This is a genomic window from Allobosea sp. Leaf344 (genome assembly GCF_001426225.1).
Lineage (GTDB): Bacteria > Pseudomonadota > Alphaproteobacteria > Rhizobiales > Beijerinckiaceae > Allobosea.
The window spans coordinates 672,979-684,974 of record NZ_LMRT01000001.1; the positions used below are offsets into that span (position 1 = coordinate 672,979).

Sequence of the window (11,996 nt, forward strand, 5' to 3'; positions counted from 1 at the left end):
ACCTCCGGCGGCCCTTTCCTCGACCGATCGATGATCTGTGGAGCGCCCATGTCCCTGAGCGTGAACGGCCCTGATTCGCCCAGCCTGTGGCGAAGGGCGCTGGCGGGATATCACCGCTGTCTCTGTGTCCTGCTCGCCGCGATGCTCGCCGTGCTGATCGTGCCGGTCACGCTGCAGATCTTCTCGCGCTTCACCAGCCTGATCCCGCATTACATCTGGACGGAGGAGATGGCGCGCTTCCTCTTCGTCTGGACGATCATGATCGGTTCGATCGTCGGGGTGCGCGAAAGCGCGCATTTCGACGTGGATCTCTGGCCACGCCTCTCGGGCCGCGGCAATGCGCTGCTGCGGCTGTTCTCGCGCTTCTGCGTGCTGCTGGTCGGCCTCGTCTTCCTGTGGATGGGCATCGAGTTCACCGAACAGGCGATCTACCGCATTTCAGAGCTGGCCGAGCTGCCGCTCTGGATCATCCATCTGGCCTGGCCGGTCGCGGGCGCGAGCTGGCTGCTCTTCCTCGGCGAGCAGATCATCGACGATCTGACAATCCTGTTTGGACCCCGCGCATGACCGGCTCCGTTCTCTCCTCCGGCCAGGCGGCGATGATCTTGTTCGGCCTGTTCTTCGGCCTGCTGTTCCTGCGCGTGCCGGTCGCCTTCGCATTGGCGCTCGCCTGCCTGCCGATCCTGCTGATCGAGCCGCGGCTCTCCTCCAGCATGCTGCTGCAGGAGACCTTCAACGCCTACAACTCCTTCATCCTGCTGGCCGTGCCGTTCTTCCTGCTGACGGCCAATCTGATGAATGTCGGCGGCATCACCGACCGGCTGATGCGGCTGTCGCGCAGCATGGTCGGGCATTTCCCGGGCTCGCTGGCGCAGATCAACGTGGTGCTGTCGTTCTTCTTCGCCGGCATTTCGGGCTCCTCCACCGCGGATGCGGCGAGCCAGTCGAAGCTCTTCATCGATGCCCAGCGCAAGGAAGGCTATGACGACAGCTTCACCGTGGCGATCACCGCCGTGTCCTCCGTGCTCGCCGTCATCATCCCGCCCTCGATCCTCATGGTGATCTGGGGCGGCACGCTGACCACCTCGATCGGCGCGCTGTTCCTGGCCGGCGTCATCCCCGGTGCGCTGATCGCCGCCGCGCAGATGGCGACCGTGCATGTCTATGCCAAGGTCCGGGGCTATCCGACCTATGAGCGCGCCAGCTGGGGCGAGCTCGGCAAGGGGCTGTGGGTCTCGATCCCGGCGCTGATGACGCCGCTGATCATCATCGGCGGCAAGATCTTCGGCTGGTTCACCGCCACGGAATCGGCCTGTATCGCCGTGCTCTACGCGATCTTCCTGTCGATCCTGATCTATCGCGAGATGGATCTGAAAGGGCTCTACGACGCGCTGCTGGACAGCGGCCGCTTCTCCTCCGTCGCCCTGTTCTGCGTCGGCACGGCCACCGGCTTCGGCTGGCTGATGGCCTATTACAAGATGCCGGAGGCGATCCTCTCCGGCGTCTCGACCTGGGGGCTCGGCGTCACCGGGATGGGCTTCCTGGTGGCGGGGGTGTTCCTCGTCGTCGGCTGTTTCCTCGACGCCATCCCCGCCATCATCATCGTCGGCAGCATCCTGCAGCCGCTGACGCAATCGGCCGGGATGGATCCCGTGCATTTCGCGATGATCGGCATCGTCTCGCTCGCCTTCGGGCTGGTGACGCCGCCCTATGGGCTGTGCCTGCTGATCGCCTGCGCCATGGCGGAGATGCGGCTGATCGACGTGCTCAAGGATGTCGCGATCATGCTGATGCCGATGCTGGTGGTGCTGGTCATGATCATCCTCTGGCCGCAAGTGGTGCTGTTCCTGCCGAGCCTGATCTCGCCGGAATTCCTGAACTGATCGCGGCGGGGGCGCGCCGGCGCACCCGGCTTCCGCCATGCGATCCGGACAGCCCGTGCCGCCGGGCGAGGAGGGGGACGCCGCGGCGCCCGGTGCTATGGATAGGAGCCCCGCCCCGCCGCCGCGCCAGGATCCCATGAGCCCGATGCCGTCCACCGCCCGCCCGACACCCTTCTCCTGCGAGAAGCGGCCCGCGACCGGGTCGCGCGGGATGGTGGTCACCAATCATCCGCTCGCTTCGGCAGCCGGCTCGCAGATGCTGCTGGCGGGCGGCAACGCCATCGACGCCGCCATCGCGGCCCTGTTCGCGCTGAGCGTGGTCGAGCCGATGATGGTCGGCGTCCTGGGCGGCGGCGTCGCCCATATCCGGCTGTCCGACGGCCGGCATGTCGTGCTGGACGGGCTGTCGACGGCGCCCCGAAAGGCGACGCCGGACCTCTACGAGCCGCTCTCGCACGAGATCGGCAAGGCACGGGACACGCGCGACCGCGAGAATGTCGTGGGCGCCAAGGCCGTGGCGGTGCCCGGCGCGCTGGCCGGCTGGTGCGAGGCGCTGTCGCGCTTCGGCACCATGCCGCTGCCCGACGTGCTGGCACCGGCGATCGCCCTGGCGGAGCGCGGCTTCGTCGCCAGCCCCTATCTCAGCGACTGCATCGGCGATTGCGCGGCGGATCTGGCCCGCGACGAGGGGCTGTCAAAGCTGTTCCTGCCGGGCGGGCGGCCGCTCGCGGCCGGGGAGCGGCTGCAGCAGCGCGATTATGCGCAAAGCCTCAGGCTGATCGCGGCGAGCGGAGCAGCCGCGCTCTACGACGGACCGCTCGGCGCGGCGCTGACCAGCTTCATGGCGAAGCAGGGCGGGCTGATCGACCAGGCCGACCTCGCCGCCTATGCGCCGATCCAGCGCGAGCCCGTGCGCGGGCGCTACCGCGGCTACGAGATCATCGGCCCGCCGCCGCCCTCCTCCTCGGGCGTGCACATCGTGCAGATGCTCAACATCCTCGAGGGCTATGACGTCGCCGCGCTCGGCTTCGGCACGCCGGATGCGGTCCATCTCCTGGCCGAGGTGCTGAAGATCGCCTTCGCCGACCGGGCGGTGGCGACCGCCGACCCGGCCTTCGTGGACGTGCCGGTCGAGCGGCTGATCGACAAGGCCTATGCGGCGCAGCGGCGCGGGTCGATCGCCATGAACCGCACCAGGGCCTGGGGCCCCGGCCTCGCGGCCGGGGAATCGGCGAACACCACCCATGTCACCGTCGCCGATGCCGAGGGCAACGTGGTCTCCTCGACCCAGACGATCAACGGTCTGTTCGGGGCCTGCGCGCAGATCCCGGGCACCGGGATGCTGACCAACAACTACATGTTCAATTTCGACCCGCATCCCGGCCGGGCCCTGTCGATCGCCCCCGGCAAGCGCGTCTTCACCTCGATGGCGCCGATGATGGCGCTGCGCGACGGGGCGCTCGCCTTCGCGCTCGGGCTGCCGGGCGGCCTGCGCATCTTCCCCTCCGCCATGCAGGCGATCGTCAATCTGATCGACCATGGCATGAGCCTGCAGGAGGCGGTGGAAGCCCCGCGGATCTGGACGGAAGGCGGGGTGCTGGAGCTGGAACAGGCCTTTCCGGAGGCGCTGGCCGAAAATCTCGCGGCGCGCGGACATGTCATCTCGCGCGTGCTGCGCATCGCCGGCGGCATGAGCGCGATCGGTTTCGAGCCGGACGGCACGATGACCGGCGCGGCCTGCTGGCGCGCCGACGGCACACCGGTCGCGCTGGCCGGCGGGCTGGCGCGCAAGGGCGTGCGCTTCTCGATCTAGGCGGGACCGAGTCTCCGGGACGCTTCCCCTCGTCCTGGCGGATATCGGGCGCCGCGGCGCTCAGCCGGCGGCCGGCTCCAAAGCATGGGCCGGCATCTGCGCGGCCTCGAACATCTCGGGAAAACGCGCGGCGAGCCGCGGCAATGCGCTCAGGATCTCGCGCAGATGCCGCCGCATCGCCGCTTCCGCCGCATCGGCATCATGCGCGCGCAACGCTGCCAAGATCGCCTCGTGCTGGCTGATCAGCACCGAGAGCGGCGAGGCTTCCGGCAGGCTGAGATAGCGGACGCGGTCGGTCTGGGCGCGGGCGCTCTCGACCACCCGCATCGCGTAATCGCATTCGACGCTGTCGGCGATCGCCCGGTGGAACGCCTCGTCCAGCGCGTAGAAGGCGCTGGAATCCCCCGCCTGCGCCGCCGCCTTCTGCTCCGCGAGATTGCGCTCGAGCAGCTCCAGCCCGGTCTCGCCGATCAGCCCCGCCGCGCTGCGGACGATAGCGCATTCGATCGCCTCGCGCACGAAGCGGGCATTCAGCACCTCGCGCACCGAGATTTTCACGACATAGGTTCCACGGCTCGGCAGCACCTGCAGCAGCCCGGCCTCCGCCAGCTTGATGAAAGCCTCGCGCACCGGCTGGCGGCTGACGCCGTAGCGCAGCGCCACCTCCTTCTCCGACAGGGCTTCCCCCGGCTTGAGCTGCATCTCGATGATCGCCTGGCGCAATCTCTGGATGATCTGCGGCACGATTGGATCCGCAATCCTCAAGGCGATGTGGCTCATCATAAATCTTGCGTTCCCAAAACCCGAGGCTATCATACCGGTATGGTGCCATACATCAATGCGTCATCGAGGCGCTGCGGCACTCCCGGGAGGATAGCAGATGTTCACACGGACCAGACGCAATCTCTGCGCGCTCGGCCTCGGCGCGGCCGTCTTCGGATGGGGCGCGCTCGGCCTGTCGGCCGATGCCCAGGCGCAGCAGCAACTCAACATCAACACGGCGCTGACCCGTGACGACCCGATCTACAAGGGTCTGGAGCGGATGCGCGACAAGGTCGCCGAGCGCTCGAAGAACCAGCTCACCATCCGCATTTTCCCGGGCTCGCAGCTGGGCAAGGACGAGGATGTGCTGGAACAGGCCCGTGCCGGCGCCAATGTCGCCGTGGTGGTCGATGGCGGACGCCTCGCGGTGTTCGTCAAGGAATTCGGCATTCTCAGCGCGCCCTATCTCGCCGAGGGCTTCCAGGGCATCCGCAAGGTCGTGACCTCGCCGATGCTGGAGGAGTGGAACGCCAAGCTGAAGGCCGCCTCCGGCCATTACGCTCTGTCCTTCAACTGGTGGCAGGGCGAGCGCCATCTGCTCACCAACAAGCCGATCAAGGTCCCGGCCGACCTCGCCGGCGTGCGGATGCGGACGCCCGGCGCGCCGGTCTGGATCGAGACGATCCGCGCCATGGGCGCGACCCCGACGCCGATGGGCTGGGGCGAGGTCTATCCGGCCCTGCAGCAGCAGGTGATCGACGCGGTCGAGGCGCAGCACCCGGCGAGCTACGGCTCGCGGCTCTATGAGGTGACCAAGCACCTGACCAAGACCGGGCATTTCAACCTGATCACCGGCATCGTCACCAGTGCGGCCTGGTTCGACAAGCTGTCTCCGGAGCTGCAGACGATCCTGCGCGAGGAATCGCTGGCGGCGGGCGACTATGCCTCGCAGCTCACCCAGGATTCGCTGGCCGGCATCGAGACCGAGTTCAAGGCGAAGGGGATGACCATCGCCGAGGTCGACAAGGCGCCCTTCATGGCGGCGACGCGTAGCGTCTACGACAAGCTCGGCTATGGCGAGCTGCGCAGCAAGGTCGAAGCACTGCTGAAGTGATCCGCAGCCGCGTCGGCTGACCGGCCGGCGCGGCTTTCCAGCCTGCCCTTCGATCGAAAGTGGCTTCCATGCCCCATTGGTATGTCCGGCTCGAGGACATCGTCTCCAAGACCATGCTCGCCGCCATCACGCTTCTCGTCTTCCTGGCGGCGATCGGGCGCAGCTTCGGCCATCCGCTGATCTGGTCGATCGACGTGGCGCAATTGCTGTTCGTCTGGCTCTGTTTCCTGGCCGCCAACCGCGCGATGCGGGTGAAGACGCATATCGGCGTCGACATGCTGGTCAAGCGCCTGCCCCGGACGGCGCGCTGGATCCTGGAACTGGCGCTCGGCGTGCTCGCCTTGGGCTTCCTGCTGACCCTGGCCTGGACCGGCTACAAGCTGACCCTGCTGAACTGGCAGCGCGTCTTCGGCGACAGCGACATTTCCTATGCCTGGGTCACCGGCGCGGTCCCGGTCGGCAGCCTGCTGATGGCGGCGACGGTGATCGCGCAGATGATCGAGGCGGCACGCACCGGCGGCCTCGTCTTCTATGCGGATCGCAGCAGCGAAGTCGACCGCACCGACAGCCAGCTCCTCGGGTGATCGAACCATGCTGACCCTCACCCTCCTCTTCTGCGCGCTGATGTTCCTGGGCCTGCCGGTCTCGCTCGCCATCGGCATCGCCGGCATCAGCTTCTTCGTGCTCAGCGGCACGGTGCCGATCTCGATCGCCGTGCAGCAGATCGCGACGCAGTCGCAGAGCTTCCCGCTGCTCGCCGTGCCGTTCTTCGTGCTGGCCGGGCACATGATGAACAAGACGGGCATCACGCAGCGCCTGATCAACTGCTCGAACGTGCTGGTCTCCTGGATGGCGGGCGGTCTCGGCCAGGTCTGCATCCTCTTGTCGACGCTGATGGGCGGCGTCTCGGGCTCGGCCGTCGCCGATGCGGCGATGGAGGCGCGGATGCTGGGGCCGGAAATGCTGCGCCGCGGCTATTCCAAGGGCTTCACCTGCGCCACCATCGCCGTCGGCTCGCTGATCACGGCGACCATTCCTCCCAGCCTCGGGCTCATCCTCTACGGCTATGTCGGCAATGTCTCGATCGGGCGGCTCTTCCTCGCCGGGCTGATCCCCGGCCTGATGATGATGGTCGGCCTGATGATCGTGGTCTGGGTCATCGCGCAGAAGCGCGGCTGGCAGCCGGCGGTGAAGGAGCTGCCCTCCGCCCGCGAGGTCGGACGCGCGGTCTGGGACGCGAAATGGGCGCTGCTCTTTCCCGTGGCGCTGCTCGTCGGCATCCGCGGCGGCATCTTCACCCCCTCCGAGATCGGCGCCTTCGCGGTGTTCTACGCGATCCTGGTCGGCGTCGTCTTCCACCGCGAGCTGAGCTGGCATTCGCTGCAGGAGGCGCTGTCGGAAGGCGTGCTCGATTGCGGGGTGATCATGTTCATCATCCTGATGTCGGGCCCGGTCGGCTACGCCATGATCTTCGAGCAGACGCCGCAGGTGATGGCCGAATGGCTGCTCGGCCTGTCCAGCAACCCGACCATCATCATCCTGCTGATCCTGCTGTTCCTGCTGGTGCTCGGCACGGCCCTGGAAAGCACGGTGATGGTGCTGCTGCTGACGCCGATCTTCGTGCCGATCGTCACAAAGATCGGGGTCGACCCGGTGCATTTCGGCATCGTCATGATGTCGATCGTGACGCTGGGCTCGATGACGCCGCCGGTCGGCCCCTGCATGTTCGCGGTCTGCTCGATCCTCGACACCACGATGGAGGAATACACCATCGCCTCGCTGCCCTTCCTGGCGATGATCTGCCTGGTGATCGCGATCCTGGTGATCTTCCCCTCGATCACGCTGTTCCTGCCGAATCTGCTGATGTAGGCCCCCGGCGCCCATGACCGCTAACCCTTCCAGACTTCCCCAGACGACGAGACCGAAACGATGAAGCAAAGCTGGCGCTGGTTTGGACCGGACGACGCCGTCTCACTCGCCGCCGCCCGCCAGGCCGGCGCCAGCGGCATCGTCACCGCCCTGCACCAGATCCCCTATGGCGAGGTCTGGAGCGTCGAGGCCATCGAACGGCGCAAGGGCGAGATCGCCGCGCCCGGTTTCGGCCTGGACTGGGTGGTGGTCGAAAGCCTGCCGGTGCATGAGCGCGTGAAGCTCGGCGAGGGCGATCTCGAGCCGATCTTCGCCAATTACCGGGAATCGCTGCGCAACCTCGCGGCGTGCGGGCTGAAGACGGTCTGCTACAACTTCATGCCGGTTCTGGACTGGACGCGAACGCAACTCGATGCGCCGGTGCCGGGCGGGGCGAAGGCGCTACGCTTCAACATCCATGAATATGTGGCGTTCGACTGGCTGATCCTGCAGCGGCCCGGCGCCGATCAAGGCCATGCCCCGGAGATCCTGGCGCGCGCCAGATCCTGGTTCGAGAGCTCGACGGAGGCCAGCCGCGCGCTGCTGCTCGCCAACATCATGGCGGGGCTGCCGGGCGCCTATGACCGCTATGACGTGCCGAGCCTGCGGGCGATGCTGGCGCGCTATGACGGCATCGATGCGGCGGCGCTGCGCGCCAATCTGAAGCGGTTTCTCGAGGCGGTGATCCCGACGGCGGCGGAGGTGGGGATCAATCTCTGCATTCATCCCGACGATCCGCCGCGTCCGCTCTTCGGCCTGCCGCGCATCGTCTCGACCGAAGACGACATCGCCGCGATTCTGGCGATGGTCGACCATCCGGCCAATGGGCTGACGCTGTGCTCCGGTTCGCTCGGCGCGCATCCGCGCAACGACGTGCCGGCCATCGCCCGCCGCTTCGCGGACCGGATCTGGTTTGCGCATCTGCGCAATGTCGCGAAGGATGCCGACGGCTCCTTCATGGAAGCGGAGCATCTCGGCGGCGATACCGACATGGTCGCGCTGGTCGCGGTGCTGCTCGGCGAGGAAAGGCGGCGCCGTTCCGCGGGGCGCAGCGATTGGGAGATCCCCATGCGCCCCGACCATGGCCACAAGATTCTGGACGATCAGGGCCGGGCCAGCCATCCCGGCTACCCTGCCATCGGCAGGTTGCGCGGGCTGGCGGAGCTGCGCGGCGTGATGGCCGCGCTGGAGCATAAGCAGGGCTGAAGCCGGCTCAGCCCCGGCAGAACTTCTCCGTCCGGTCCGGGCAGAAGCGCAGGATGTTGGACAGCGAGAACAGCACGGAGACGCCGCGATTGGCGCGCACCAGGCCGTTCTCCGCGATCGGCTTGGCGATGGCGAGACCGACCTGCAGATCGTCGTTGACGAAGACGCGGAAACCGGCGCCGGCCGAGACGAGCGTCTGGTCGAGATGGCCCGGCTGCAGCCTGGTGCGGGCGACGCCGCCTTCCATGAAGGCGTAGAGCTGGATGCCCTTCATGAAGGTGAGGTCCCGGCTGTAGTCGTAGCGCAGCTCGGCCGAGCCGGCGATGGCGTCGTCGCCGGAGATCCAGCCGCCATGGAACCCGCGCCCGAAGGAGAGCCCGCCGAGATAGAATTGCTGCGAGGTCAGCAGCGGTCCGGAGGCGAGCTGGCCCGCCGCGGCGAGCTTCACCGACCAGTTCCGGCCGAGCGACTGGTAATGGGTGAGCGAGGCGTTCACCAGCGAGAAATGCGGCGATGCGCCGGCGCGCGAGAGCCAGCTGGTGCTGCTCGGGGTGGGGTCGATCAGGCCGAGGCCTTGCCGATAGGTGGCCGAGACATAGGTGGTGCTGTCCTGCGTCGCCTGCAGCTTGTAATCCGCCGTCAGGCTGGCGAGCCCGATGCGGTCGCCGAAGGTCTTGCCGAACATGTCCTTTTCGACGACGTCGCTGATACCGATCGCGGCCGTCAGCCAGAGCGAATGGCGCTGGGTGAGGAGCGGGGCATAGGCGATGCGCGCCTCATAGGTCTCGGCCTGGGAATAGGTGCGGAGCTGGCGGCGGGTATCGCCGGGCCAGACCTCGCTACGCGAGGCAGACACGCCGACGCGCACGCCGCTGGTGCCGAGCGGCATGTCATAGGCGACCCGGCCGAAGCGCATCTCCTTGGAGGCGTTTGGGACCATCGAGCCGGCGATGACCAGGCTGTCGCCCGCCACCACGATCGAATTGAAGGCGAGACTGGCGGAGGCCTGCCAGGGCCCGACCGATTCCGAGCCCGTATTGTCGACGCCCGCCGCCGAGAAGACGCGCCAGCTCTGCGCCGTCACGGTCAGCCTGAAACGGCCGGTCGCCGTGCCGATCTCGTCCAGCGCCGTATCGGTGATGCGCAGGCCGGGGCGTTCATTGGCGAGCAGGAGCTGGCGCTCGAGCGTCGACAGGCGCGACGGCCGCTCGGCCGCGACGGGCGCGAGCAGCTCTTGCAGACCGAAATCCGCCGTCACCTCGCCTGCGACGCGGATCTCCTCGATCGTGCCTTCGACGAGCTGCAGGCGAAGCCTGCCGCCGGCCAGGTCCTGGGGCGGGATGATCGCGCGGCTGAGATGATAGCCGGCGGCGCGGTAACGCTCGGTGACGGAGCCGGCCAAAGCCAGGAGATCGGCCTGGGACAGTTTGAGACCGATATAGGGAGCATAGGCGTCGCTGAGCGAGCCGGGATCAATGGCCGTCGCACCCTGGATCTCGACCGCCGCGAGCAGGAACAGCGGCGCCTGGTCGGCGCTCATGCTGCCCTGGTCCTCGGAGAGGCGCGGCACGCTGACCGGGCTCTGGCGCTGCTGCTCCTGTTCGAGCTGCTCGAGCTGGACGGGCGGCTGCGTCTGGATTGTCGGCGCCGGCCGGGTCGGCGACTGGGCTCCCGCCTGGGAGGCGCAGGCGAAGGCGACCGCACCCAGCAACCAATGCCCGGAATTTGTCCGTCCGCGCAGGGCGCGCCGCCTCGATAGTCCGATAATCATCGATAGTTCCTGCCAGCACCCCCGCCAAAAGGGTTAGGCCGTCATGGTTAACGATTCCTAACTGACTTCGCCGATTAAGAATCAAGTGCTGCTAATTCAATCTTCACGCGCGGCCTGTAGCGTCTCGAGTATTGCGCGCGTTCGCTTGGGGCGGGGCGACGCGCGATCGACTCAAGGATTGGGCTCGTCATGCGCAGGACTGCAGCAGTTTTCACCGGCCTGGCACTGGCGGCCACGCTCGCCCTCTCGGCGCCGGATAGCGCCTGGGCACAGGATAATATCTGGCGCATCGCCAAGGTCACCGGCCAGGCCTGGCTCGGCGGCGACGGCGTCGCCACTGTGGCGCTCTCCCAGGAATCCGTCCTGAAGCCGGGCGATTCGATCCGGACCGGCCGGAACGGCCGGGTGCTGCTGGTCCGCGGCGCCGAGACGATGATGGTCTCCGCCAATTCGGCGATCAGCCTGCCCGAAGCCGGCCGGGCCGGGATGACGACGGTGATCCAGCAGGCGGGCTCGATCCTGCTCGATGTCGAGAAGCGCAACGTCCAGCATTTCGAGGTCGAAACCCCCTATCTGGCCGCCGTGGTCAAGGGCACGCGCTTCACGGTGACGGTCGCCAACGGCCGGGCCCAGGTGAATGTCGCCCGCGGCCAGGTCCAGGTCGCCGATTTCCGCAGCGGACAATTCGCGCTCGTCCTCCCCGGCCAGATCGCCAGGGCGGCGCAGCGCGGCGTCGGGCTGCAACTGTCCGGCGCCGGCGCGCTGGGCGCGATCCAGCAGGGGCCGGCGCAGGCGCCGCGGGTGACGCCGCTGGCGGTGCCGCAGCAGGGCTTCACGGCCGCACCGGTGCGCAGCGACGCGGCTCCGGCCCGTCCGGTGCTGCAGGAGGCGCGGGCGCCGCGTGATGGCGGCATCGTGCGCGGCCCCGGCGGCGCCTTGCGCATCTCCGCCCCGATGGGCGAGGTGAAGCTCGACATCAACAAGGTCACCAGGGGCCTGGCCCGGAGCGAGGCCGGAATCGCCGCCGGCCAGGGCCGCAAGAGCACGGTCTGGAACAAGGTCGACGGCACGGCCGGCCGCTCCGAGCGCACCGGCAACAGCGGCAATGCCGAGGGCGTCGGGCAAATCGCCTCGGCAGCCGCGACCGCCGCGAATTCCAGCACGGCGCGCGGCAATTCCGTCGCGGCTCTGCAGGCTGCGCTCGGCCAGTCCGATGTGAGGGGCAACGCGTTCGGCCGGGGGAATGGCAACGGTAACGGCAATGGCGGCGGAAATGCCGGCGGGAATGGCAATGGCAACGGCGCCGCAAACGGCAATGACAACGCCAACGGCAACGGCAACGGCAACGACAATGGCAATTCCGGCAGCGGCAATGCGGGTAACGGCAATTCCGGCCGTGGGCTCGGCAACGACCCGCGGCGCGCCGAATATCTGGCCGCCCTGCTCCGCATCCTGCGGGCGATCGACGAGGCGCATGACCGGGCCCGCAACAATGGGAGCGGGAATGGCAAGCGCTGACGCGACCTCCGCCAGAATCGG

General features: G+C 67.9%; 10 protein-coding genes. 8 read left to right on the plus strand and 2 right to left on the minus strand.

Annotated features, from left to right (window positions below):
* The first annotated feature begins 48 nt into the window (after nt 1–48).
* From ASG72_RS03055 to ggt, 3 genes are all read left to right on the plus strand, one after another.
* Nucleotides 49–567 (plus strand): TRAP transporter small permease, encoded by a 519-nt coding sequence (locus tag ASG72_RS03055; RefSeq protein ID WP_056708788.1) that lies wholly within the window; start codon nt 49–51, stop codon nt 565–567.
* Nucleotides 564–1,883, plus strand: a complete 1,320-nt coding sequence (locus ASG72_RS03060) for a TRAP transporter large permease (protein ID WP_056708791.1) — start codon at nt 564–566, stop codon at nt 1,881–1,883. Before ASG72_RS03055 ends, ASG72_RS03060 begins: the two co-directional genes overlap by 4 nt.
* Nucleotides 1,884–2,019: 136 nt before the next feature.
* Complete coding sequence (gene ggt / locus ASG72_RS03065; protein WP_056708794.1) at nt 2,020–3,696, plus strand: gamma-glutamyltransferase; 1,677 nt, start codon at nt 2,020–2,022, stop codon at nt 3,694–3,696.
* A gap of 60 nt (nt 3,697–3,756) precedes the next feature.
* Here the strand turns inward: ggt and ASG72_RS03070 are convergent, their stop codons facing one another.
* The gene (locus ASG72_RS03070) at nt 3,757–4,440 is read right to left on the minus strand and encodes a GntR family transcriptional regulator (RefSeq protein ID WP_244488671.1); all 684 of its coding nucleotides are present in this window, start codon (nt 4,438–4,440) and stop codon (nt 3,757–3,759) included.
* 136 nt (nt 4,441–4,576) lie between these two features.
* On the opposite strand from ASG72_RS03070, the gene ASG72_RS03075 reads away from it, so the two are divergent.
* The 4 genes from ASG72_RS03075 to uxuA all read left to right on the plus strand — a co-directional run bounded on the left by ASG72_RS03075 (nt 4,577) and on the right by uxuA (nt 8,686).
* Nucleotides 4,577–5,572: a C4-dicarboxylate TRAP transporter substrate-binding protein gene (locus ASG72_RS03075; protein WP_056708801.1), complete on the plus strand. Its 996-nt coding sequence runs from the start codon at nt 4,577–4,579 to the stop codon at nt 5,570–5,572.
* Between the two features lie 68 nt (nt 5,573–5,640).
* Complete coding sequence (locus ASG72_RS03080) at nt 5,641–6,156, plus strand: TRAP transporter small permease (protein WP_056708804.1); 516 nt, start codon at nt 5,641–5,643, stop codon at nt 6,154–6,156.
* Nucleotides 6,157–6,163: 7 nt separating this feature from the next.
* Entirely contained in the window at nt 6,164–7,441 is a 1,278-nt protein-coding gene (locus ASG72_RS03085) for a TRAP transporter large permease (RefSeq protein WP_056708807.1), read from the plus strand.
* Between the two features lie 60 nt (nt 7,442–7,501).
* Entirely contained in the window at nt 7,502–8,686 is a 1,185-nt protein-coding gene (gene uxuA, locus ASG72_RS03090; RefSeq protein ID WP_056708810.1) for a mannonate dehydratase, read from the plus strand.
* 7 nt (nt 8,687–8,693) lie between these two features.
* Here uxuA and ASG72_RS03095 read toward each other — a convergent pair whose 3' ends face one another.
* Nucleotides 8,694–10,397, minus strand: coding sequence for a ShlB/FhaC/HecB family hemolysin secretion/activation protein (locus tag ASG72_RS03095; protein WP_056708812.1), 1,704 nt, complete (start codon nt 10,395–10,397; stop codon nt 8,694–8,696).
* A gap of 249 nt (nt 10,398–10,646) precedes the next feature.
* Between ASG72_RS03095 and ASG72_RS03100 the strand changes: the two genes are divergently transcribed.
* Nucleotides 10,647–11,975 (plus strand): FecR family protein, encoded by a 1,329-nt coding sequence (locus tag ASG72_RS03100; RefSeq protein WP_056708814.1) that lies wholly within the window; start codon nt 10,647–10,649, stop codon nt 11,973–11,975.
* The last annotated feature ends 21 nt before the right edge of the window (nt 11,976–11,996 follow it).

Excerpts from the sequence above, each read along its gene's own strand:
- ASG72_RS03100 (WP_056708814.1), top strand. The coding sequence starts at position 10,647 with ATGCGCAGGACTGCAGCAGTTTTCACCGGCCTGGCACTGGCGGCCACG.
- ASG72_RS03060 (WP_056708791.1), top strand. The coding sequence starts at position 564 with ATGACCGGCTCCGTTCTCTCCTCCGGCCAGGCGGCGATGATCTTGTTC.
- ASG72_RS03075 (WP_056708801.1), top strand. The coding sequence starts at position 4,577 with ATGTTCACACGGACCAGACGCAATCTCTGCGCGCTCGGCCTCGGCGCG.
- ASG72_RS03085 (WP_056708807.1), top strand. The coding sequence starts at position 6,164 with ATGCTGACCCTCACCCTCCTCTTCTGCGCGCTGATGTTCCTGGGCCTG.
- ASG72_RS03055 (WP_056708788.1), top strand. The coding sequence starts at position 49 with ATGTCCCTGAGCGTGAACGGCCCTGATTCGCCCAGCCTGTGGCGAAGG.
- ggt (WP_056708794.1), top strand. The coding sequence starts at position 2,020 with ATGAGCCCGATGCCGTCCACCGCCCGCCCGACACCCTTCTCCTGCGAG.
- uxuA (WP_056708810.1), top strand. The coding sequence starts at position 7,502 with ATGAAGCAAAGCTGGCGCTGGTTTGGACCGGACGACGCCGTCTCACTC.
- ASG72_RS03080 (WP_056708804.1), top strand. The coding sequence starts at position 5,641 with ATGCCCCATTGGTATGTCCGGCTCGAGGACATCGTCTCCAAGACCATG.